The organism is Burkholderia pyrrocinia (genome assembly GCF_018417535.1).
GTDB classification, from domain to species: domain Bacteria; phylum Pseudomonadota; class Gammaproteobacteria; order Burkholderiales; family Burkholderiaceae; genus Burkholderia; species Burkholderia pyrrocinia_E.
This window is the reverse complement of the sequence record NZ_CP070977.1, coordinates 387,101-408,482: the sequence shown is the minus strand read 5'-3', so window position 1 is coordinate 408,482 and position 21,382 is coordinate 387,101. Positions and strand designations below refer to the sequence as shown.

Here is a 21,382-nt window from a genome sequence, read left to right as displayed (position 1 = left end):
CGCGTGCCGCAAGGCACGCGGTTAAGTTTCGAGCCGCTCGATCTGCGTGCCCACTTCCGACGCGACCCGTTCGATGAACATCAACTGGCGCACGGCCTCGGCGGCCGCCTGATCGGCACCGCTGTCGAGCAGCGTGCCGAGGCGTTCGACCCGCACGCGCTTCTCGTCGCGCAACTCGGCGAGCAGCGCGTCGAGTGCGTCGACATTGCGGGCGGCCGCGGCATCCTCGATGCCCTCGCGCCACTCCATCTGCTGCATCAGGAACGCAGGTTCCATCGCGGTGTTGTTTTCCGCGCCGATGTCGACGCCGCGCAGCGACAGCAGATAGGACGCGCGCTTCAACGGATCGCGCAGCGTGCGGTACGCCTCGTTCGCGCGGGTTGCCCATTGCATCGCGATGCGCTTCTGCGCGTCGCCGGCCGCCGCGAAGCGGTCCGGATGCACCTGCGTCTGCACCGTCCGGTAGGCGACATCGAGTGCCGTCTGGTCGAGCGCAAATTGCGCCGGCAGGTGAAACAGGTCGAAATGGCTGTCTTTCAGCGAGACCATCGTCGCGTTCAATTCCGGTTCGTCGCGCGGCAAACGCCGCGCATTAAAAAGGCGGCCCGTGCCGCCTCTTGCCCGCTTCGCGCGGAGATCCGCGTCACACGCGGAACGATTCGCCGCAGCCGCACTCGTCCTTCACGTTCGGGTTGTTGAACTTGAACCCTTCGTTCAGGCCTTCGCGGGCGAAGTCGAGCTCGGTGCCGTCGATGTACGCGAGGCTCTTCGGATCGACGACGACCTTCACGCCATGGCTCTCGAACACCTGATCCTCGGGAGCCAGCTCGTCGACATACTCGAGCTTGTACGCGAGCCCCGAGCACCCGGTCGTGCGAACGCCAAGCCGCAGGCCCACACCCTTGCCGCGACGGACGAGGTATTTCTGGACGTGCTGTGCTGCTTTTTCGGTCAGTGTAATTGCCATGATGTCCTTGCCGCGGCGCGCCACCGGGGCCCGCCGCGTTCCGTCTAAGCGCCCCCCAACCTGTCGCTTCGCGCCCAGGCCCCCGAGGGGGTCATCCCCCAAGGGGACTTCCTGCGGGGCGGAAAACTCGGGGCGGCCCGGCGTTTTCTTGCGAAGCCGCTCGATGCCGCTCAGGCTGCTGCCTGATCGCCTTCCTTCGTGTCGTGGCGCTTCTTGTAGTCGGCCACGGCTGCCTTGATCGCGTCTTCCGCGAGGATCGAGCAGTGAATCTTCACCGGCGGCAGTGCGAGCTCTTCGGCGATCTGCGTGTTCTTGATCGACAGTGCCTCGTCGAGCGTCTTGCCCTTCACCCATTCGGTCACGAGCGAGCTCGACGCGATTGCCGAACCGCAACCGTAGGTCTTGAACTTCGCGTCTTCGATCACGCCGTCCGCACCGACGCGGATCTGCAGCTTCATCACGTCGCCGCAGGCGGGCGCGCCGACCATGCCCGTGCCGACCGTGTCGTCGTCCTTCGCGAACGAACCGACGTTGCGCGGGTTTTCGTAGTGATCCAGAACCTTGTTGCTGTAAGACATGACTCAGACTCCTTGACTCGTTACGTCTGCGTGCGCCAATCCGCCCGCGGGTGCATTCAATGCGGTGTTCAGTGTGCGGCCCATTCGATCGTCGACAGATCGATGCCTTCCTGGTGCATTTCCCAGAGCGGCGACAGTTCGCGCAGCTTCGCGATCTTGCCGTTCAGCAGATTGATCACGAAGTCGACTTCCTGCTCCGTCGTGAAGCGGCCGACCGTGAAGCGGATCGAGCTGTGTGCGAGCTCGTCGTTGCGGCCGAGCGCACGCAGCACGTACGACGGCTCCAGCGACGCCGACGTGCAAGCGGAGCCCGACGACACCGCGACGTCCTTGATCGCCATGATCAGCGACTCGCCTTCGACGAAGTTGAAACTGATGTTGAGGTTGTGCGGGACACGGTGCTCCATGTCGCCGTTCACGTACGTTTCCTCGATCTGCGACAGGCCGCGCAGCAGCTTGTCGCGCAGCATGCGGACGCGCTCGTTCTCGGTCGCCATTTCTTCGCGCGCGATGCGGAACGCTTCGCCTATCCCGACGATCTGGTGCGTCGCCAGCGTGCCCGAACGCATCCCGCGCTCGTGGCCGCCGCCGTGCATCTGCGCCTCGATGCGCACGCGCGGCTTGCGGCGCACGTACAGCGCGCCGATGCCCTTCGGGCCGTAGGTCTTGTGCGCCGAGAACGACATCAGGTCGACCTTCAGCTTCGCAAGATCGATCCTGACCTTGCCGGTCGATTGCGCGGCGTCGACGTGGAAGATGATGCCCTTCTCGCGGCAGATCTCACCGATCGTCTCGATGTCCTGGATCACGCCGATCTCGTTGTTCACGTGCATCACCGACACGAGGATCGTGTCGGGGCGCAGCGCGGCCTTGAACACGTCGAGGTCGATCAGGCCGTCGTCCTTCACGTCGAGGTAGGTAACTTCGAAACCGTCGCGCTCGAGCTCGCGGCACGTATCGAGCACGGCCTTGTGCTCGGTTTTCACCGTGATGATGTGCTTGCCCTTGCCCTTGTAGAAGTTCGCGGCACCCTTGATCGCGAGGTTGTCCGATTCCGTTGCGCCGGACGTCCAGATGATCTCGCGCGGATCCGCGTTCACGAGCGCGGCCACCTGCTCGCGCGCCTCCTCGACCGCACGCTCAGCGTCCCAGCCGTAAGCGTGGCTGCGCGACGCCGGGTTGCCGAACTGCTCGCGCAGGTACGGCACCATCTTGTCGACCACGCGCGGGTCGACCGGCGTCGTCGCGCTGTAATCCATATAGATGGGCAGGTGGAGAGTCTCTTGGGTCATCTGTCGCTCCGGGTATTCTGTGCAGGGACTATGTGCGTTATGGGGTATGGCGGGCGCCTTCGCGCTCACGAACTCGCGATGTTGAACACCGAATTGGGGCCGAGCGGCATCGTGCGCACGGGCTCGGCCGGTGCGGCGGCGGGCTCCGGCGTGCGCCGGTCGCGCAGCACCGCGGGTGCGCCCTCGCGTGCGCGCTGCTGATCGACGAGATCCTGCAGCGACACGGAATCGAGGTATTCGACCATCTTCTGGTTCAGGGTCGACCACAGCTCGTGCGTCATGCAATGGCCGTCGGGCTGCTTCGAGCCGTCGCACGTGCCTTTGCCGCCGCACTGCGTGGCGTCGAGCGGTTCATCGACCGCGATGATGATGTCGGCAACGGTGACGTCCTGCGCGCGACGTGCGAGGTTGTAGCCGCCGCCCGGACCGCGCACGGATTCGACGATTTCATGCCTGCGCAGCTTGCCGAACAGCTGTTCGAGATACGAGAGCGAAATCCGCTGGCGCTGGCTGATGCCTGCAAGCGTCACCGGGCCCTGCTCCTGGCGCAGTGCCAAGTCAATCATCGCCGTGACGGCGAAACGGCCTTTGGTGGTGAGTCTCATGGTGTCTAGGGGACTACAATCTTGACGATTTTGGTCAAGTATAAATATTTGACGAATTTAGTCAAGTATCCATGCCTTTGATAGGGTATTCGCAGATCGCTGAATACCGCGCGATCAGCGCTCCGTGCGGGCCCGAAGCGCGTCCAGCAGGCCCGCGCACGCGCGTTCGACCTGATCGAGCACCTGCTCGAAGCCCTGCGCACCGCCGAAATAGGGATCGGCCACTTCGGTTTCGGCCGAGTCCGGCGCGAATTCCATCAGCAGGCGCACCTTGTCGCGATGCTGCGGCGGGCAGCGGCGATGCAGTTCCGCGAGATTCGCTTCGTCCATCGCCAGCAGCAGGTCGAAACGCTCGAAGTCCGCTGCACTCACCTGCCGCGCGCGCAGCGCCGACAGATCGTAGCCGCGGCCGCGCGCGGCAGCCTGCGCACGCGTATCGGGCGGCTCGCCCACGTGCCAGTCGCCGGTGCCGGCCGAATCGATCGCGATCCGGTCCGCCAGCGCGGCAGCGTCGACCTGATGACGCATCACGCCTTCCGCGGTGGGCGAACGGCAGATGTTGCCGAGACAGACGAAACAGATCGCAACGCGGGTCATCGCACTATCGGAAAGCCGCGGCGAACCGCGTCGGAGAAGAACGCGCCATTATACAAAGGCGCCCGAAATCGCGCCGCCGCGCAAAACGACGGCGCCGTGCATTACAGCGCCTTCGGCGCAGCGAGCACGACGTCGCCGGATGCCGCCGGCAGCGGCTTCGCCGCGTCGCCGACCAGCCCGAACGACACCGCGCGCGCCAGCTCGGCAGACGCCTGGTGAACCGCGAGCGGGCCGCGCGACGGCGCATCGGCCATTGCATGCAGATAGGCAGCCGCAGCCAGCGGGACGACGATTGCCAGCGGCCAGTACATCGATATTGTCTTTCTCATGATGCGGACCTCCTTGACCTCGTTCCCCGAAACCCAATTCCGGGGACTACAGACAGGATTCTATAGACCGCATCTATCGAGATAAATATGCAAATAGCGAACGCACTGTTGCCGCCCGATGAACAGTCGTCAGCCGAGGTGGCTTTGCGAGGCCGCGTACAGTTCACGGAACGTGCGCCCGGTCGGCGTCGGCATGTCGCGCGTGTCCATCCAGCCGCCCATCATCGGCAGGCGCCGCAGCGTGCCGCCGTTGCCGCCCAGCCGCTCGAGGACACGCACCGCGAGCTTGGTCGTCAGCGCGTACAGCATCGGCCGCCGCGCGACGAAGCCCCACGCGGCAAGCGCTGCCCGCTCGCGCCACGGCCGCAGGTGCCGCTCGACCTGCTTCTCGCGCAGCGTGCGCAACAGGTGCGACAACGGAATCCCGACCGGGCACACGCTGTCGCATTCGCCGCACAGCGTCGCGGCCTGCGGCAAGTCGAGCGTGCGCTCGAGCCCGACGTAGCTCGGCGTCAGCACCGACCCCATCGGCCCCGGGTAGACCCAGCCGTACGCGTGGCCGCCGACCTTCTGGTAAACCGGGCAGTGGTTCATGCACGCGCCGCAGCGGATGCAGCGCAGCATCTCCTGGAACGCGCCGCCGATCAGGCCCGTGCGGCCGCCGTCGACGAGTACCACGTAGTTGTGTTCGGGGCCGTCCTCGTCGCCCGGCCCGCGCGGCCCGGTCAGCAGCGAGAAATAGTTCGACGTCTTCTGCCCCGTCGCCGAGCGCGGCAACAGGCGCATCGCGGTCGCCAGATCCTCGAGTGTCGGCAGCACCTTCTCGATGCCCGTCACCGCGACATGCACGCGCGGCATCACCGTGCACATCCCCTCGTTCCCTTCGTTCGTCACGATCGCGACCGAACCCGTCTCGGCGATCACGAAGTTGCCGCCCGTCACGCCCATGTCGGCCGACATGAAATGCGGGCGCAGCACCTCGCGCGCCTCGCGCGTCATGTCCGGAATCTCGGTGAGCCGCTCGCGGTGGTGCGTGCGCGCGAACAGGTCGGCAATCTCGTCCTTGTCCTTGTGCACGACGGGCGCAATGATGTGGCTCGGCGGCTCGTTGTCGTTGATCTGCAGGATGTATTCGCCGAGATCCGTTTCGATCGACTGCACGCCCATCTCCGCGAGCACCGCGTTCAGGCTCATTTCCTCGGACACCATCGACTTGGTCTTGATCACCTTCTTCACGTCGTGCCGGCGCGCGATGTCGGCCACGAGCCGCGCGGCATCCGCGGTCGTTTCGGCGAACAGCACCGTCGTGCCGCGTCGCGTCGCCTCGCGCTCGAACGCCTCGAGCCACACGTCGAGGTTCTCCAGCGCGCGGTTGCGGCGCGCCTTGAGCGCGGCGCGCGTGGCCTGGAAGTCGATCGCGGTCATCGCGTCGGCGCGCGCGGACACGAACTTCGTCGACAGCTTCTTCAGGTTCTGCTGCAGGCGCTGGTCGGCCAGCTTCTGGCCGGCGCGCGCCTTGAAATGCATCGATTGGACTTGCATCGCGGTATCGGGGGAAAAGTGAGCGGAAACGGGCGTCAGACGTCGCCCGCCAGCACCTGCGCGACGTGCAGCACGCGCGTGTCGCGGTCGCCGGTGCGGCGCAACCGCCCTTCGATGTTCAGCATGCAGCCGAGATCGCCGAGCACGACGGCGCCCGCGCCCGATGCGCGCACGTTCGCGCATTTCTCGTCCGCGATGGCCGCCGAAATGTCGCCGTACTTGACCGCGAACGTGCCGCCGAAGCCGCAGCAGTGCTCGCAGTCCTTCATCTCGGTGACCGCGATGCCGCGCTGCGCGAGCAGCGCGCGCGGCTGCGCCTTCACGCCGAGTTCGCGCAGGCCCGAGCACGAGTCGTGATAGGTGACGGGCCCGGCGAACTCGCCCGGCTCGAGCGACACCTTGGCGACGTTCGCGAGGAAATCGGTCAGTTCGTAGACTTTCTGCTGGAACCGCGCGTAGCGCCCCATCAGTTCGGGGTCGTCGCGGAACAGGTCGCCGTAGTGCGTGCGGATCATCCCGCCGCACGAACCCGACGGCGCGACGACGTAATCGAACTGCTCGAACTCGCGCAGCGTCTTCTCCGCGAGATCGCGCGCGAGCGCGCGATCGCCCGAGTTGTAGGCCGGCTGGCCGCAGCAGGTTTGCGCGGGCGGCACGATCACCTCGTAGCCGGCGTCGCGAATCAGCTTGAGCGCCGAGAAACCGATTTCGGGGCGCATCAGATCGACCAGGCAGGTCACGAACAAACCGACTCGCATACGTGCTCCTTCGAGAAAACGGCTCTCATTATCCGCCGTTTGGCCAGCAAGACCAACGCCGGCTCACGCGCAAGCCCACGCTGCGCGAAACGAGGACTTCCTCGAACGGCGTTCGCTTTTTTCACGATACGAGATACAATCGTTGCAACCTCGCTTGACGCGTCAACCGATTTCTCCCCCGACATGAGCCAATCCACCCCGGATTCAAAAACGTCGATCCAGGTGATCGAACGCATGATGCGGTTGCTGGACGCGCTCGCCGCGCACAGTGACCCCGTCAGCCTGAAGGAACTTGCGCAGCGGACGGAGCTGCATCCGTCGACCGCGCACCGCATCCTCAACGACATGGTGACCTGCCGTCTCGTCGACCGCTCCGATCCCGGCACGTACCGCCTCGGCATGCGGCTGCTCGAGCTCGGCAACCTCGTGAAGGCACGCCTGTCGGTACGCGACGCGGCGCTGATGCCGATGCGCGAGCTGCACCGCCTCACCGGGCAGACCGTGAACCTGTCGGTGCGCCAGGGCGACGAGATCGTCTATATCGAGCGCGCGTATTCGGAGCGTTCCGGGATGCAGGTCGTCCGTGCGATCGGCGGCCGCGCGCCGCTGCACCTCACGTCGGTCGGCAAGCTGTTCCTCGCGGCCGACGAAACGTCGCGCGTGCGCGCCTATGCGACGCGCACGGGGCTGTCCGGCCATACGCAGAACAGCATCACCGACATCGCGAAGCTCGAGCGCGAGCTGACGATCGTCCGCCAGCAATCGTGCGCACGCGACAACGAGGAGCTGGAACTCGGCGTGCGCTGCATCGCGGCCGGCATCTACGACGATTCGGGCAAGCTCGTCGCGGGCCTGTCGCTGTCGGCACCGGCCGATCGCCTGCAGGATGCGTGGCTCGGCCAGTTGAGCCGTACGGCCCTCACCATCTCGGAATCGCTCGGCTACCGGCCGGCGCCCGCGAAAGATGCGGACGGGCTGCAGCGGCAGGCGTAAGCCGCCTTCACCGGCCCCGGTTCCCCGGAACGAAAAAGCCCCGCGATTGCGGGGCTTTTTTCTTGCAGCCAATCGGCGCGACGGCGACCGCCGCAGGCGCGCTCAGGTGCCGCCGTTCGGCGTGTTGGCCGCCGTCAGGCGCTCGCCGCCGCCGGCATCGAGCCAGTTGCGCAGGCGTGCCGCGTCGGCGAAGCGCGAATACTTGCCGAACGAATCGAGCAGCACCATCACCATCGGCCGGCCGTGGATCGTTGCCTGCATCACGAGGCACTCGCCCGCTTCGTTGATGAAGCCCGTCTTCTGCAGGCCGATGTCCCACGAGCCGTTGCCGCGGATCAGCGCGTTCGTGCTGTTGTAGGCGAGATTGCGCTTGCCCGTGTACACCTCGTAGCTGCGATCGGTCGAGAACTGGCGGATCGTCGGGTATTGGTACGCCGCATTGACCATCTTCACCAGATCGCGCGCGCTCGACACGTTCGAGCTCGACAGGCCCGTCGAATTCTCGAAGTGAGTATCGGCCATGCCGAGCGACTTCGCCTTCGCGTTCATCGCGGCGATGAACGCCGGACGGCCACCCGGGTAGTAACGCGACAGCGCGGCGGCCGCGCGGTTTTCCGACGCCATCAGCGCGATATGCAGCATGTCCTCGCGCGACAGCACCGAGCCCACCGACAGACGCGAGCCCGTGCCCTTCTCGTAGTCGCGGTCTTCGTCGGTGACTTCGATCTGGTCGGTCATCGGCGTCTTCGAATCGAGCACGACCATTGCCGTCATCAGCTTCGAGATCGACGCGATCGGTACGACGGCGTGCGAATTCTTGTCGAACAGCGGCTCGCCGGAATTCTGGTCGACGACGTACGCGACGCTCGAACGCAGCGCGAGCGCGTCCGGCGTGTCGTGCAGGCCGAACGCCTGGCCGACCGTCGGCCGGCGCGGCTGGAACGCGACCTGGCGCACCGCGCCGCGGTGGCCGCCGTGCACGCCCGCCGCGAGCGTCACGCGCTTGCGCGACGCTTTCGCGCGCGGCGCATCGGCCGCGGCGACCTTGGCGGATTGGCTGGATGCTGCCTTGACCGACTTCTTCTTCGCGGACGAAGCAGGAGCGGCGGCCTTTTTCTTGGCGGCTTGTTGAGTCTTCGCAGTGGCGGCAAAGGCGTCAGCGGGCGCGACGGACGCGGCGGTCGCCAGCAAGGCGACGGCGACCGACACAGCGGCGCCGAGCGTCATGCTCTGCAACAATCTGCGCGGTGAAAACGATTCGGCTTTCATTGGGGTCTGGACAAAGCGGGCGGGAGGTTTCCGCAAGTGTAGTTAAAGCTGAAAAAAAGAGCAATATTAGGCACTTACCGATCGTCGTTAAACCGGAATGTAAGGGTCGGCCAACCTCAGACCAATCGACCCTCCCGCCCCCATCGAAAAAAACCATGGGAAGCACTGCCCGACAGCACCCGTCTCCCGATTACCACACGGTTAATTGAGATAACGTCACTTTCGGGGCATTTTAAAGCGGGGAAACTACGTATCCGACGCTCGGCGTGCCAGGGGCGCCGGTCTCGACCGTAGCAGCGGCACGTCGCCACGGCACGCGCATCAAAACGGCGCGTTTTCGACAGGAACAGAAGGATAACGTTCCATGGGCCTGTCAGGTTTACCTGTGCGTGATCACGATGCACGGCGTATGCCCCACTGCCGTGCGCACCATCTGGGATCGCGCGTGAAACCGATTCCGAACGGTCACGATAACTCATTGTTTTATCGATAATTTGTCGCGATTGTGCAACGCACAAAAAATACTTGACATCCGTGTTCTCTGCCCTAAAATAGGCTTCATTGCTGCGTTGCACAAAGCACGCGCATCCGAGATTCCCCAGCGTAGTGCCCTTTACCCTGCGATCGACGCGATCGCTTTTCAGGAGCTTGACATGTCCTTGCTGACCCCCGAGCAAATCGCCGCTGCACAGAAAGCCAACCTCGAAAGCCTGTTCGGTCTGACGACCAAGGCGTTCGAAGGCGTCGAAAAGCTGATCGAACTGAACCTGCAGGTCGTGAAGTCGACGCTGGCCGAAGGCCAGGAAAACGCACAGCGCCTGCTGTCGGTGAAGGACGCTCAGGAACTGATCGCCCTGCAGGCAAGCCTGTCGCAGCCGGTCGCGGAAAAGGTGCTGTCGTACGGCCGTCACCTGTACGAAATCGCATCGTCGACGCAAGCCGAGTTCGCGAAGGTTGCTGAAGCGCAATTCGAAGAGCAGAACAAGAAGGTCCAGGCACTCGTCGACAACGTCGCGAAGAACGCCCCGGCCGGTTCGGAAACGGCTGTCGCCGCGCTGAAGTCGGCACTGAACGCTGCGAACACCACGTACGAAACGGTTCAGAAGGCCGCGAAGCAAGCCGTCGAGATCGCCGAAACGAACTTCAACGCCGCTGCTGCCGTCGCAACGAAGGCTGCCACCGCCGCTGCTGCACGTCGTTCGAGCAAGCCGGCCGCGTAAGCGTCCCCTGCTCCTGAAAGAGCCGCGCCCAGCGCGGCTTTTTCGTTTCTGGCGCCGGAATACGCGCGAACCGGCAGTCGCTCGCCGGTTTCGAACGGTCGTTTGATCGACGGTCGCGAGCAAAAGAAAACGCCGCCGCCCGGCTTGCCCGGGCGGCGGCGTTTTTTCATGGCCGGTGCAGGACCGGCCGTGCCGGTCGCGTTACTTCTTGCGTTGCGGCGGCAGGTCCGTACAGACGCCTTCGTACAGCTCGGCGGCCATGCCGACCGATTCGCCGAGCGTCGGATGCGGATGGATCGTCTTGCCGATGTCTTCCGCGTCCGCGCCCATCTCGACGGCGAGGCACACTTCGCTGATCAGGTCGCCCGCGTTCAGGCCGACAATCGCACCACCGATCACGCGATGGGTTTCCTCGTCGAAGATCAGCTTCGTGAAGCCTTCGTCGCGGCCGTTCGCGATCGCGCGGCCCGAAGCGGCCCACGGGAACACGGCCTTGCCGTACTTGATGCCTTCGGCCTTGCACTGGTCTTCCGTCTTGCCCGCCCATGCCACTTCCGGATCGGTGTACGCCACCGACGGGATCTGCAGTGCGTCGAAGTACGCCTTCTCGCCGTGCGCCGCTTCCGCAGCGACGTGGCCTTCATGCACGGCCTTGTGCGCGAGCATCGGCTGGCCGACGACATCGCCGATCGCGAAGATGTGCGGGACGTTCGTGCGCATCTGCTTGTCGACGTCGATGAAACCGCGATCCGTGACGGCCACGCCTGCCTTGTCGGCGCCGATCTTGTTGCCGTTCGGGCTGCGGCCCACCGCGACGAGCACGAGGTCGTAGCGCTGCGCTTCCGCCGGCGCCTTCTCTCCCTCGAACTTCACGTAGATGCCGTCTTCCTTCGCTTCCGCGCCGACCGTCTTGGTCTTCAGCATCACGTTGCCGAAGCGCTTCGCGTTGTACTTTTCCCAGACCTTCACGAGATCGCGGTCCGCGCCCATCATCAGGCCGTCCATCATTTCGACGACATCGATTTCGGCGCCGAGCGTTGCGTACACCGTCGCCATTTCGAGGCCGATGATGCCGCCGCCGATCACGAGCATGCGCTTGGGCAGCTGGCGCAGTTCGAGCGCGCCCGTCGAATCGACGACGCGCGGGTCTTCCGGCATGAACGGCAGCTTCACGGCCTGCGATCCCGCGGCGATGATCGCCTGCTTGAACTTGACGACCTTCTTGCCGTTTTCGCCCTGCACTTCCATGTGATACGGATCGACGAATGCGCCGACGCCCGTGACGACTTCGACCTTGCGCGCCTTCGCCATGCCGGCGAGGCCCGTCGTCAGCTTCCTGACGACGCCGCCCTTGAAGTCGCGCAGCTTGTCGAGGTCGACCTGCGGCTTGCCGAACGTGATGCCGTGCGACGCGAGCGCCTCGGCTTCGTCGATGACGAGCGCCGTGTGCAGCAGCGCCTTCGACGGGATGCAGCCCACGTTCAGGCACACGCCGCCGAGCGTCGGGTAGCGTTCGACGAGCACCGTCTTCATGCCGAGATCGGCTGCGCGGAACGCGGCCGAGTAGCCGCCGGGGCCGGCGCCGAGCACGAGCATGTCGCACTCGATGTCGACTGCGCCGGCGTAGCTGCCTGCCTGCGGCGCGGGGGCCGGGGCGGCTGCAGCCGCTGCGGGCTTGGCCGGTTCGGGTGCTTTCGCGGGTGCGGCGGCGGCCGATGCTTCGACGATGGCGATGACGGTGCCTTGCGAGACTTTCTCGCCGGCCTTGACCTTGATTTCCTTGACTGTGCCGGCGACGTCGCTGGGCACTTCCATGGAGGCTTTGTCCGATTCGAGCGTGATGAGCGTTTGCTCTTTTTCGATCACGTCGCCGGGCTTCACGTTGACTTCGATGACATCGACGCCGCTGAAATCGCCGATATCCGGAACCTTGACTTCGATGAGACTCATTACTGTCCCCTTCTTGATTAGCTGCAGACAGAGGGGGGAGAAACTCGCGAGCGAACTACGGCCTGACAAAAGAACGGCGACTTGGGGCAGAACCACCTTTGCCGTCCGCCCAAGGACGCGCCTTTCTTTTGGTTACTTTTCTTTGGAAGACAAAGAAAAGTGACCGCCGCCCCGCGCAGGGGCGACGCCGGCAGACCGTCAAGAAAGCCAGTTCAACGACGAAGCATGGATAACCGACAAGAAACCCACGCCCCCGCGAGCACCTCCCCGCTCATCAAAGAATGATGCGACGGAAATCGCCGAGCAACGCCCCGAGATACGCATTGAACCGCGCGGCTTCCGCGCCATCGATCACGCGATGGTCATACGACAGCGACAGCGGCAGCATGAGACGCGGCACGAACTGCTTGCCGTCCCACACCGGCTTCGTCTGGCCGCGCGACAACCCGAGGATCGCCACTTCCGGCGCGTTGATGATCGGCGTGAAGTTCGTGCCGCCGATCCCGCCGAGCGACGAGATCGAGAAGCAGCCGCCCTGCATCTGATCCGGCTTCAGCTTGCCCTCGCGCGCGGCCTTCGACAGATCGCTCATTTCCTTCGCGATGTCGACGAGCCCCTTCTTGTCCGCATCGCGGATCACCGGCACGACGAGGCCGTTCGGCGTATCGGCAGCGAAACCGACGTGGAAGTACTGCTTGAACACGAGGTTGTCGCCGTCGAGGCTCGCGTTGAAGGTCGGGAATTTCTTCAGCGCAGCGACGACCGCCTTGATCACGAACGCGAGCATCGTGAACTTCACGCCCGCCTTCTCGTGTTCCTTGTTCAACTGGACGCGCAGCGCCTCGAGATCGGTGATGTCCGCTTCGTCGTTGTTCGTGACGTGCGGGATCATCACCCAGTTGCGATGCAGGTTCGCGCCCGAGATCTTCTTGATGCGCGACAGCGGCTTCGCCTCGAACGGGCCGAACTTCGAGAAGTCGACCTTCGGCCACGGCAGCAGGTTGAGCTCGCCGCCGCCTGCCGGCGCGGCCGCCGCCGTGCCCGGCGCTGCGCGCTGGCCCGTCATCACGCCCTTCACGAAACCCGTGACGTCGTCCTTCGTGATGCGGCCCTTCGGACCCGAACCCTGCACGCGTGCGACTTCGACGCCGAGTTCGCGCGCGAACTTGCGCACCGACGGCGATGCGTGGCTGGCGCGGTATTCGCCCGACGGCGCTGCGGCCGGCACAGCGGCAGCAGCCGGTGCCGGTGCAGCCTGCGCGGGTGCGGCGGCAGGTGCCGGAGCCGGCGCGGCAGTGGCCGGAGCCGGCGCGCTCGCCTGCGGTGCGGCAGCCGGTGCGCCAGCGGCTTCGAGCAGCACGATCAGCGTGCCTTCCGACACCGAATCGCCGACCTTCACCTTGATGTCCTTCACGACGCCGGCAGCCGGGCTCGGCACGTCCATCGTCGCCTTGTCCGATTCGAGCGTGACGAGCGACTGCTCCTTCTCGACCGTATCGCCGACCTTCACGCCGATCTCGATCACCGGGACGTCCTTGTAGTCGCCGATGTCGGGCACCTTCACTTCGAGCGTGCCGCCGGCGGCTGCCGGTGCGGCCGCGGCCGCGGCCGCGGCCGGTGCCGGCGCTGCCGCCGGAGCCGGGGCTGCTGCCGGCGCTGCCGCGCCGTTCGGCTGTGCGGCTGCGCCGCCTTCGAGCAGGATGATCAGCGTGCCTTCCGACACCGAATCGCCCACCTTCACCTTCACTTCCTTGACCGTGCCCGCAGTCGGGCTCGGGACATCCATCGTCGCCTTGTCGGATTCGAGCGTGACGAGCGACTGCTCGGGCTCGACCGTATCGCCCGCCTTCACGAGCACCTCGATGACGGGTACGTCCTTGTAATCGCCGATATCCGGCACCTTCACTTCGATCGCTTGACTCATCTGTTTCTGTCTCCATGGCCGCGCGCCCTCCTCGCGGAAGCGGCGCGCGGCATCACACGGCGTGTGCGTTAAACGGTCATCGGGTTGGGCTTGGACGGATCGAGGTTGTACTTGGCGATCGCGTCCGCGACCACCTTGCGCTCGATCGTGCCTTCGTCGGCCAGCGCGTTGAGCGCGGCAACGGTGACCCAGTGACGGTCGACCTCGAAGAAGTGACGCAGCTTCTCGCGGGTATCCGAGCGGCCGAAGCCGTCCGTGCCCAGCACGACGAAGCGGCGATCGATCTGGCCGCGGATCTGGTCGACCAGCGCACGGACGTAGTCGGTCGATGCGATGACCGGGCCCTGCGTGTCCTTCAGGCACTTCTGCACGTGCGACAGGCGACGTTCCTCGGTCGGATGGAGCAGGTTCCAGCGCTCGATTTCGTGGCCTTCGCGCGCGAGCTCGGTGAAGCTCGGCACGCTCCACAGGTCGGCGGCGACGCCCCAGTCGTTCTTCAGCAGGTCGGCGGCAGCGATCACTTCATTGAAGATCGTGCCCGCGCCGAGCAGCTGGACGCGCGGCGCCTTCTGGTCGGCGTCGGCCTGCTTGAACGCGTACATGCCCTTGATGATGTCGGCGGCCACGTGCTCGCCCTGCGGAATCGCCGGGTGCTCGTAGTTCTCGTTCATCACCGTGATGTAGTAGTACACGTCTTCCTGGTCCTGAACCATGCGGCGCAGGCCGTCCTGGATGATCACGGCCAGTTCATAGCCGAAGGTCGGGTCGTAGCTCACGCAGTTCGGCACCGATGCCGCCCACAGGAGCGAGTGGCCGTCTTCGTGCTGCAGGCCTTCGCCGTTCAGCGTCGTGCGGCCCGCGGTACCGCCGAGCAGGAAGCCGCGCGAGCGCATGTCGCCCGCGGCCCATGCGAGGTCGCCGATCCGCTGGAAGCCGAACATCGAGTAGAAGATGTAGAACGGCACCATGATCTCGCCGTGCGTCGAGTACGACGTCGCCGCCGCGATCCAGTCGCACATGCCGCCCGCTTCGTTGATGCCTTCCTGCAGGATCTGGCCGGTTTCCGATTCCTTGTAGAACATCAGCTGGTCGGAGTCTTCCGGCACGTACTTCTGGCCCTGCTGGTTCCAGATGCCGATCTGGCGGAACAGGCCTTCCATGCCGAACGTGCGCGATTCGTCCGGGACGATCGGCACGACGCGCTTGCCGAGCGCCTTGTCCTTCAGCAGGATATTCAGGATCCGCACGAACGCCATCGTCGTCGAGATCTCGCGGCCTTCGCCCGTGCCCTTCAGCAGCGGCTCGAACGCGTCGAGCGCCGGCACCGGCAGCGAGGTCGCCTTCTCGCGACGCTGCGGCAGGTAGCCGCCGAGGTCCATGCGCTGCTTGCGCATGTATTCGAGTTCCTTCGAGCCTTCGTCGAACTTGAGGTACGGCACGTCGGCGATCTGTTCGTCGGTGATCGGCAGGCGGAACTGGTCGCGGAACTTCTTCAGTTGCTCGACCGGCAGCTTCTTCTGCTGGTGCGTGATGTTCATCGCCTGGCCCGACTCGCCCATCCCGTAGCCCTTGATGGTCTTCGCGAGGATGACGGTCGGCGCGTCCTTCGTGTTGCTGGCCTCGTGGAACGCCGCGTAGATCTTGTGCGGATCGTGGCCGCCGCGGTTCAGCGCCCAGATGTCGTCGTCCGACCAGTCGGCGACCAGCGCCTTCAGCTCAGGCGTGTTGAAGAAGTGCTCGCGGACGAACGCGCCCGATTCCGACTTGTACGTCTGGTATTCGCCGTCGACGACTTCCATCATGCGGCGCATCAGCGCGCCCGTCTTGTCGCGCGCGAACAGCGCGTCCCAGCGGCTGCCCCAGATGACCTTGATCACGTTCCAGCCGGCGCCGCGGAATTCCGATTCCAGTTCCTGGATGATCTTGCCGTTGCCGCGCACCGGGCCGTCGAGACGCTGCAGGTTGCAGTTGATCACGAACACGAGGTTGTCGAGCTTCTCGCGGCTCGCCATCCCGATCGCGCCGAGCGATTCCGGCTCGTCCGTCTCGCCGTCGCCGAGGAACGCCCACACCTTGCGGCCCTGCGTCTTCGCGATGCCGCGCGCTTCGATGTACTTCATGAAGCGCGCCTGGTAGATCGCCATGATCGGGCCCAGGCCCATCGACACGGTCGGGAATTGCCAGAAGTCCGGCATCAGCCACGGGTGCGGATACGACGAGATGCCGTTGCCGCCGACTTCCTGGCGGAAGTTGTCGAGCTGGTTCTCGGTCAGGCGGCCGAGCAGGAACGCGCGCGAGTACACGCCCGGCGACGAGTGGCCCTGCACGAACACGAGATCGCCGCCGTGGTTCTCGGACGGCGCATGCCAGAAGTGGTTGTAGCCGACGTCATAAAGCGTCGCGGCCGATGCGAACGACGCGATGTGGCCGCCGACGTTGGTGTCCTTGCCCGCGCGCAGCACCATCGCCAGCGCGTTCCAGCGCGTGTACGAACGGATGCGGTGCTCGAGGTCCTGATCGCCCGGGATCTTCGCCTGGGCTTCGACCGGGATCGTGTTGATGTACGGGGTATTCGCGGAGAACGGCAGGTGTTCGCCGTGCATGCGAGCGAACTCGATCTGCTTTTCGATCAGGTAGTGCGCGCGGCCGGTGCCCACGGAGGAGATCACGCCGTCGAGCGACTCCAGCCACTCAACGGTTTCTTGCGGGTCGTCGTCACGTTCGGCGGCGACATATTTCATCACTTCGTTCGGTACAGCGGACATTCTCGTCTCCTGGGTCCTGGAATGTGAGGATCGCTCTCGTGCAGACGACGCGACGCGGCCGGCTGCGGGCAAGCTCCAGCGGATTGTAATGAGCGTGCGCGGGCCTGCGCAACAATATTTTCAAATCGTGAGATCTTTTCTCGTAATGCGGAATATTGCTGCGCCGCACCCATGTTTCGGGGCGCTCCGGCGCATCCCGGCGGCACAAATCCGTTTCCGTTCAACATATCCGGTACAGGTTTTCCATGTATTGCGCTGCGCTACAATCCTGCCATGTTGACCGATCGGCTTTTCGCACGCTCGGCGCGACCGCCAGGCCCGCCGGCGGAGTCGCAGCCGTCCCGTTGGCACCACGGACCGTGGTGGTCCAATTCCTATTTGCTGACGCCGCTGCTGTCGATCCTGGTGTTCCTCGTGGTCATGAGCCTCATCCTGTGGAGCCTCAATCGCCGCGAACAGCAGCAGCAGGAAGACACCCTGTTCCGTAACGTCGCGTGGGCGCAGCAGCAGATCCGCCTGTCGATGACGGGCGCGCAGGAACAACTCCAGGCACTGTCGCGCGATCTCGCGTCGGGCCGCCTCGACCAGAACGCGTTCCAGATGGCCGTCGCGGACGTGATGCAGACGCATCCGGAAATCCTCTACCTGAACTGGTACACGGCGCCCGGCGTGCAGCGCTGGCCGACGGTGCATCCGCCGCTGCTCGGCCAGCGGCTCGCGAAGCCCGGCGACGCGCAGATGCAGGACGCCGTGCGCGGCGCCTACGACGAAGCGCGCAGCACGCGCCGCCAGGCCTATTCGCCGCTGATCTACGATGACTTCGGCAACGGCTTCATCACGCTGCAGACGCCCGTGATGCGCGGCGACCGCGAATATCTCGGCTCGATCGCCGCGGTGTTCTCGGTCGAAGGCGTCCTGAAGCACGACATCCCGCAGGAGCTGTCGTCGAAGTACAAGATCTCGATCACCGACGCGAACAACCGCGAGCTGTCGTCCACGTCGACGCGCCCGCGCCTGCCGCGCGATTCGCACTACGACCTGCCGCTCGATCCGCCCGGCCAGGGGCTGACCGTGCGCGTGTACGCGTTCCCGCAGCTCACGAACCTGACCAACAATACGCTCGTGTGGCTCGTCGCGGGGCTGTCGTGCTTCGTGCTGTGGAGCCTCTGGAGCCTGTGGAAGCACACGCGCCAGCGCTTCGAGGCGCAGCAGGCGCTGTACGCGGAAGCGTTCTTCCGCCGCGCGATGGAAAACTCGGTGCTGATCGGCATGCGCGTGCTCGACATGCACGGCCGCATCACGCACGTGAACCCCGCGTTCTGCCGGATGACCGGCTGGGACGAGAGCGACCTCGTCGGCAAGGTCGCGCCGTTCCCGTACTGGCCGCGCGACGCTTACCCGGAAATGCAGCGCCAGCTCGACATGACGCTGCGCGGCAAGGCGCCGAGCTCGGGCTTCGAGTTGCGCGTGCGGCGCAAGAACGGCACGTTGTTCCATGCGCGCCTGTACGTATCGCCGCTGATCGACAGTTCCGGCCGCCAGACCGGCTGGATGTCGTCGATGACCGACATCACCGAGCCGAAGCGCGCGCGCGAGGAACTCGCGGCCGCGCACGAGCGTTTCACGACGGTGCTCGAAAGCCTCGACGCCGCGGTGTCGGTGCTGGCCGCCGACGAGGCCGAGCTGCTGTTCGCGAACCGCTACTACCGCCACCTGTTCGGGATCCGCCCGGACGGCCATCTCGAGCTGTCGGGCGGCGGCTTCGACCGCGCGCAGGCATCGTCCGACTCGATCGACATGGTTGACGCGTTCGCGGGCCTGCCGGCCGCCGCGCTGACGAGCAGCACCGCGGATGCGCAGGAGGTGTACGTCGAGAGCATCCAGAAATGGTTCGAGGTGCGCCGCCAGTACATTCAGTGGGTGGACGGCCACCTCGCGCAGATGCAGATCGCGACCGACATCACGACTCGCAAGAAGGCACAGGAACTCGCGCACCAGCAGGAAGAGAAGCTGCAGTTCACGAGCCGATTGATGACGATGGGTGAAATGGCGTCGTCGATTGCTCACGAATTGAATCAGCCGCTCGCCGCGATCAACAACTACTGCTCGGGCACGCTCGCGCTGGTCAAGAGCGGCCGCGGCACGCCCGAGACGCTGCAGCCCGCGCTGGAAAAGACCGCGCAGCAGGCGCTGCGCGCGGGGATGATCGTCAAGCGGATCCGCGAATTCGTGAAGCGCAGCGAGCCGAAGCGCCAGCCGGCGCGCGTCGCGGACATCGTCGCCGACGCGGTCGGGCTCGCCGAAATCGAGGCCAGGAAGCGCAGGATCCGGATCGCCACGGAAATCCTCGCAAGAATGCCTATTATTTATGTCGACCCCGTGCTGATCGAGCAGGTGCTGATGAACCTGATGAAGAACGCGGCCGAGGCGATGGCCGACGTGAAGCCGGCGTCGGCGGACGGCGTGATCCGCGTCGTCGCCGACATCGATGCGGGATTCGTCGACATCCGCGTGATCGACCAGGGCCCGGGCGTCGACGAAGCGACCGCCGAACGCCTGTTCGAACCGTTTTACAGCACCAAGTCCGATGGCATGGGCATGGGGCTGAACATCTGCCGTTCGATCATCGAATCGCATCGGGGGCGTCTGTGGGTGGTCAACAACGTCGAGCCGGATGGCCGCATTTCCGGCGCGACGTTCCACTGCAGCCTGCCCATTGGGGAACCCGCTGATCTCGGCCGAGGGGGGCGCGAGGCATCGGCATCACATACCGTTACGGGAGAATTATGAATAGCCCTGTCACCACCACTCAGGAAACCGTCTTTGTCGTCGACGACGACGAGGCCGTACGGGACTCGCTGCGCTGGCTGCTGGAGGCGAACGGCTATCGCGTGCAATGCTTCTCGAGCGCCGAGCAATTCCTCGATGCATACCAGCCTGCGCAACAGGCCGGCCAGATCGCGTGCCTGATCCTCGACGTGCGGATGTCGGGCATGAGCGGCCTCGAACTGCAGGAGCGCCTGATCGCCGACAATGCCGCGCTGCCGATCATCTTCGTCACGGGTCACGGCGACGTGCCGATGGCCGTGTCGACGATGAAAAAGGGTGCGATGGACTTTATCGAGAAACCGTTCGACGAAGCGGAGCTGCGCAAGCTCGTCGAGCGGATGCTCGACAAGGCCCGAAGCGAAAGCAAGAGCGTCCAGGAACAGCGTGCCGCGAGCGAACGCCTGTCGAAACTCACCGCGCGCGAGCAGCAGGTACTCGAACGGATCATCGCGGGCCGCCTGAACAAGCAGATCGCCGACGACCTCGGCATCAGCATCAAGACGGTCGAAGCGCACCGCGCGAACATCATGGAAAAGCTCAACGTCAACACGGTAGCCGACCTGCTGCGCCTCGCGCTGTCGAAGAAACAGGCCTGAGCGCCGCCCGGCCGCGGCGGCACTGCCCGCCCGACCCCAACCGCCCCGCGCGATGCTGCCCATTCGCGCGGCGGCGGCCTTTCCTCCCGGCGCGTGCGCCGCGGTCATGACGCTTCCTGCTGATTCGCTGTCGGACGACAGCAGGCGAACGGTATAATTGCGTGCTTTGCTGCGGCGCTTCAGGCGCCGTACGCCCGCATTCCAACTTCCCGGCAGAACCCACCACCATGACAGCCCTCCTCATCGACGGCAACGCCCTTTCGAAGACCCTGCGCGCGCAGGCCGCCGAACGCGCCGCCGCCCTGACCGCTCGCGGCCACCAGCCCGGTCTCGCGGTGATCCTCGTCGGCGAAAACCCGGCGAGCGAAGTCTACGTGCGCAACAAGATCAAGGCGTGCGAGGACAACGGCTTCTTCTCGCTGAAGGATGCGTACCCGGCCACGCTGTCGGAAGCCGACCTGCTCGCGCGCATCGACGAACTGAACCGCGACCCGAAGATTCACGGCATCCTCGTCCAGTTGCCGCTGCCCGCGCACATCGAAAGCCACAAGGTGCTCGAGGCGATCGCGCCGGAGAAGGACGTCGACGGCTTTCACGTCGCGAACGCGGGCGCGCTGATGACCGGCAAGCCGCTGTTCCGCCCGTGCACGCCGTACGGCGTGATGAAGATGTTCGACGCACACGACATCGCACTGCAAGGCGCGAACGCGGTCGTGATCGGCCGCTCGAACATCGTCGGCAAGCCGATGGCGATGCTGCTGCTCGAAGCCGGCGCGACCGTGACGATCTGCCACAGCAAGACGCGCGACCTCGCCGCGCACACGCGGCAGGCCGACATCGTGGTCGCCGCGGTCGGCAAGCGCAACATCCTGACGGCCGACATGGTGAAGCCCGGCGCGACGGTGATCGACGTCGGCATGAACCGCGACGACGCGGGCAAGCTGTGCGGCGACGTCGACTTTGCGGGCGTGAAGGAAGTCGCCGGCCACATCACGCCGGTGCCGGGCGGCGTCGGTCCGATGACCATCACGATGCTGCTGATCAACACGATCGAAGCCGCCGAGCGCGCCGCCGCTGCGGCCGCCTGACCCCCTGCCCGTTCAGCCGGCGCGCGATTCCGTGCGCCGGCGTCTCGCCAGCCGCACCGCGCCGGCTGCACATCGCCAGC

The 21,382-nt window shown here is 65.3% G+C and carries 18 protein-coding genes and 1 pseudogene; 5 read left to right on the top strand and 14 right to left on the bottom strand.

The window, feature by feature from the left end; all coding sequences use genetic code 11:
• Nucleotides 1–21 precede the first annotated feature (21 nt).
• From hscB to JYG32_RS01870, 9 genes are all read right to left on the bottom strand, one after another.
• Nucleotides 22–549 carry a Fe-S protein assembly co-chaperone HscB gene (gene hscB / locus JYG32_RS01910; RefSeq protein WP_213265355.1) on the bottom strand — a complete coding sequence of 176 codons (528 nt, stop codon included), beginning with the start codon at nucleotides 547–549 and terminating at the stop codon, nucleotides 22–24.
• A 94-nt stretch (nucleotides 550–643) separates the two neighbouring features.
• Nucleotides 644–967, bottom strand: coding sequence for an iron-sulfur cluster assembly protein IscA (iscA, locus tag JYG32_RS01905; RefSeq protein WP_011885413.1), 324 nt, complete (start codon nucleotides 965–967; stop codon nucleotides 644–646).
• Nucleotides 968–1,137: 170 nt separating this feature from the next.
• Nucleotides 1,138–1,545 carry a Fe-S cluster assembly scaffold IscU gene (gene iscU, locus JYG32_RS01900; protein WP_006481982.1) on the bottom strand — a complete coding sequence of 136 codons (408 nt, stop codon included), beginning with the start codon at nucleotides 1,543–1,545 and terminating at the stop codon, nucleotides 1,138–1,140.
• Between the two features lie 68 nt (nucleotides 1,546–1,613).
• A complete protein-coding gene (locus JYG32_RS01895) occupies nucleotides 1,614–2,837 on the bottom strand; it encodes an IscS subfamily cysteine desulfurase (protein ID WP_213264479.1) in 1,224 nt (407 codons plus the stop codon).
• A gap of 65 nt (nucleotides 2,838–2,902) precedes the next feature.
• Complete coding sequence (gene iscR / locus JYG32_RS01890) at nucleotides 2,903–3,442, bottom strand: Fe-S cluster assembly transcriptional regulator IscR (protein ID WP_122945788.1); 540 nt, start codon at nucleotides 3,440–3,442, stop codon at nucleotides 2,903–2,905.
• A 114-nt stretch (nucleotides 3,443–3,556) separates the two neighbouring features.
• Entirely contained in the window at nucleotides 3,557–4,039 is a 483-nt protein-coding gene (locus tag JYG32_RS01885; RefSeq protein WP_213264478.1) for a low molecular weight protein-tyrosine-phosphatase, read from the bottom strand.
• Between the two features lie 101 nt (nucleotides 4,040–4,140).
• A complete protein-coding gene (locus tag JYG32_RS01880; RefSeq protein ID WP_043190346.1) occupies nucleotides 4,141–4,368 on the bottom strand; it encodes a hypothetical protein in 228 nt (75 codons plus the stop codon).
• Between the two features lie 129 nt (nucleotides 4,369–4,497).
• Nucleotides 4,498–5,910, bottom strand: coding sequence for a lactate utilization protein B (locus JYG32_RS01875; RefSeq protein ID WP_213264477.1), 1,413 nt, complete (start codon nucleotides 5,908–5,910; stop codon nucleotides 4,498–4,500).
• 35 nt (nucleotides 5,911–5,945) lie between these two features.
• The gene (locus JYG32_RS01870) at nucleotides 5,946–6,668 is read right to left on the bottom strand and encodes a (Fe-S)-binding protein (protein WP_213264476.1); all 723 of its coding nucleotides are present in this window, start codon (nucleotides 6,666–6,668) and stop codon (nucleotides 5,946–5,948) included.
• Nucleotides 6,669–6,851: 183 nt separating this feature from the next.
• Between JYG32_RS01870 and JYG32_RS01865 the strand changes: the two genes are divergently transcribed.
• Nucleotides 6,852–7,661, top strand: a complete 810-nt coding sequence (locus JYG32_RS01865) for an IclR family transcriptional regulator (RefSeq protein WP_166960293.1) — start codon at nucleotides 6,852–6,854, stop codon at nucleotides 7,659–7,661.
• 102 nt (nucleotides 7,662–7,763) lie between these two features.
• Here the strand turns inward: JYG32_RS01865 and pbpG are convergent, their stop codons facing one another.
• Nucleotides 7,764–8,930, bottom strand: a complete 1,167-nt coding sequence (gene pbpG, locus JYG32_RS01860; RefSeq protein WP_213264475.1) for a D-alanyl-D-alanine endopeptidase — start codon at nucleotides 8,928–8,930, stop codon at nucleotides 7,764–7,766.
• Nucleotides 8,931–9,583: 653 nt separating this feature from the next.
• Here pbpG and JYG32_RS01855 point away from each other — a divergent pair.
• Nucleotides 9,584–10,150 (top strand): phasin family protein, encoded by a 567-nt coding sequence (locus tag JYG32_RS01855; protein ID WP_174384400.1) that lies wholly within the window; start codon nucleotides 9,584–9,586, stop codon nucleotides 10,148–10,150.
• 201 nt (nucleotides 10,151–10,351) lie between these two features.
• Here the strand turns inward: JYG32_RS01855 and lpdA are convergent, their stop codons facing one another.
• The 4 genes and pseudogenes from lpdA to JYG32_RS39555 all read right to left on the bottom strand — a co-directional run.
• Nucleotides 10,352–12,100, bottom strand: coding sequence for a dihydrolipoyl dehydrogenase (gene lpdA, locus JYG32_RS01850; RefSeq protein WP_213264474.1), 1,749 nt, complete (start codon nucleotides 12,098–12,100; stop codon nucleotides 10,352–10,354).
• A 274-nt stretch (nucleotides 12,101–12,374) separates the two neighbouring features.
• Entirely contained in the window at nucleotides 12,375–14,024 is a 1,650-nt protein-coding gene (gene aceF / locus JYG32_RS01845; protein WP_213264473.1) for a dihydrolipoyllysine-residue acetyltransferase, read from the bottom strand.
• A 68-nt stretch (nucleotides 14,025–14,092) separates the two neighbouring features.
• Nucleotides 14,093–16,789, bottom strand: coding sequence for a pyruvate dehydrogenase (acetyl-transferring), homodimeric type (aceE, locus tag JYG32_RS01840; RefSeq protein ID WP_174384036.1), 2,697 nt, complete (start codon nucleotides 16,787–16,789; stop codon nucleotides 14,093–14,095).
• Nucleotides 16,790–16,925: 136 nt separating this feature from the next.
• Nucleotides 16,926–17,143: pseudogene (locus JYG32_RS39555) on the bottom strand (hypothetical protein); the annotation flags it as partial.
• On the opposite strand from JYG32_RS39555, the gene fixL reads away from it, so the two are divergent.
• The 3 genes from fixL to folD all read left to right on the top strand — a co-directional run bounded on the left by fixL (nucleotide 17,063) and on the right by folD (nucleotide 21,302).
• The gene (gene fixL / locus JYG32_RS01835) at nucleotides 17,063–19,579 is read left to right on the top strand and encodes an oxygen sensor histidine kinase FixL (RefSeq protein WP_174384035.1); all 2,517 of its coding nucleotides are present in this window, start codon (nucleotides 17,063–17,065) and stop codon (nucleotides 19,577–19,579) included. The pseudogene JYG32_RS39555 and the gene fixL sit on opposite strands and share 81 nt — an antisense overlap.
• Complete coding sequence (gene fixJ / locus JYG32_RS01830; protein WP_006493245.1) at nucleotides 19,576–20,214, top strand: oxygen response regulator transcription factor FixJ; 639 nt, start codon at nucleotides 19,576–19,578, stop codon at nucleotides 20,212–20,214. Before fixL ends, fixJ begins: the two co-directional genes overlap by 4 nt.
• 227 nt (nucleotides 20,215–20,441) lie before the next feature.
• Nucleotides 20,442–21,302 carry a bifunctional methylenetetrahydrofolate dehydrogenase/methenyltetrahydrofolate cyclohydrolase FolD gene (folD, locus tag JYG32_RS01825; protein WP_213264472.1) on the top strand — a complete coding sequence of 287 codons (861 nt, stop codon included), beginning with the start codon at nucleotides 20,442–20,444 and terminating at the stop codon, nucleotides 21,300–21,302.
• Nucleotides 21,303–21,382: the final 80 nt, after the last annotated feature.

What these genes read in the sequence shown, in the direction of transcription:
- lpdA (WP_213264474.1), bottom strand. Translation starts at nt 12,100, where the DNA reads ATGAGTCTCATCGAAGTCAAGGTTCCGGATATCGGCGATTTCAGCGGC.
- iscU (WP_006481982.1), bottom strand. Translation starts at nt 1,545, where the DNA reads ATGTCTTACAGCAACAAGGTTCTGGATCACTACGAAAACCCGCGCAAC.
- aceE (WP_174384036.1), bottom strand. Translation starts at nt 16,789, where the DNA reads ATGTCCGCTGTACCGAACGAAGTGATGAAATATGTCGCCGCCGAACGT.
- hscB (WP_213265355.1), bottom strand. Translation starts at nt 549, where the DNA reads ATGGTCTCGCTGAAAGACAGCCATTTCGACCTGTTTCACCTGCCGGCG.
- fixL (WP_174384035.1), top strand. Translation starts at nt 17,063, where the DNA reads ATGTTGACCGATCGGCTTTTCGCACGCTCGGCGCGACCGCCAGGCCCG.
- JYG32_RS01880 (WP_043190346.1), bottom strand. Translation starts at nt 4,368, where the DNA reads ATGAGAAAGACAATATCGATGTACTGGCCGCTGGCAATCGTCGTCCCG.
- JYG32_RS01875 (WP_213264477.1), bottom strand. Translation starts at nt 5,910, where the DNA reads ATGCAAGTCCAATCGATGCATTTCAAGGCGCGCGCCGGCCAGAAGCTG.
- JYG32_RS01855 (WP_174384400.1), top strand. Translation starts at nt 9,584, where the DNA reads ATGTCCTTGCTGACCCCCGAGCAAATCGCCGCTGCACAGAAAGCCAAC.
- fixJ (WP_006493245.1), top strand. Translation starts at nt 19,576, where the DNA reads ATGAATAGCCCTGTCACCACCACTCAGGAAACCGTCTTTGTCGTCGAC.
- JYG32_RS01895 (WP_213264479.1), bottom strand. Translation starts at nt 2,837, where the DNA reads ATGACCCAAGAGACTCTCCACCTGCCCATCTATATGGATTACAGCGCG.
- folD (WP_213264472.1), top strand. Translation starts at nt 20,442, where the DNA reads ATGACAGCCCTCCTCATCGACGGCAACGCCCTTTCGAAGACCCTGCGC.
- JYG32_RS01885 (WP_213264478.1), bottom strand. Translation starts at nt 4,039, where the DNA reads ATGACCCGCGTTGCGATCTGTTTCGTCTGTCTCGGCAACATCTGCCGT.
- iscA (WP_011885413.1), bottom strand. Translation starts at nt 967, where the DNA reads ATGGCAATTACACTGACCGAAAAAGCAGCACAGCACGTCCAGAAATAC.
- JYG32_RS01865 (WP_166960293.1), top strand. Translation starts at nt 6,852, where the DNA reads ATGAGCCAATCCACCCCGGATTCAAAAACGTCGATCCAGGTGATCGAA.
- iscR (WP_122945788.1), bottom strand. Translation starts at nt 3,442, where the DNA reads ATGAGACTCACCACCAAAGGCCGTTTCGCCGTCACGGCGATGATTGAC.
- aceF (WP_213264473.1), bottom strand. Translation starts at nt 14,024, where the DNA reads ATGAGTCAAGCGATCGAAGTGAAGGTGCCGGATATCGGCGATTACAAG.
- JYG32_RS01870 (WP_213264476.1), bottom strand. Translation starts at nt 6,668, where the DNA reads ATGCGAGTCGGTTTGTTCGTGACCTGCCTGGTCGATCTGATGCGCCCC.
- pbpG (WP_213264475.1), bottom strand. Translation starts at nt 8,930, where the DNA reads ATGAAAGCCGAATCGTTTTCACCGCGCAGATTGTTGCAGAGCATGACG.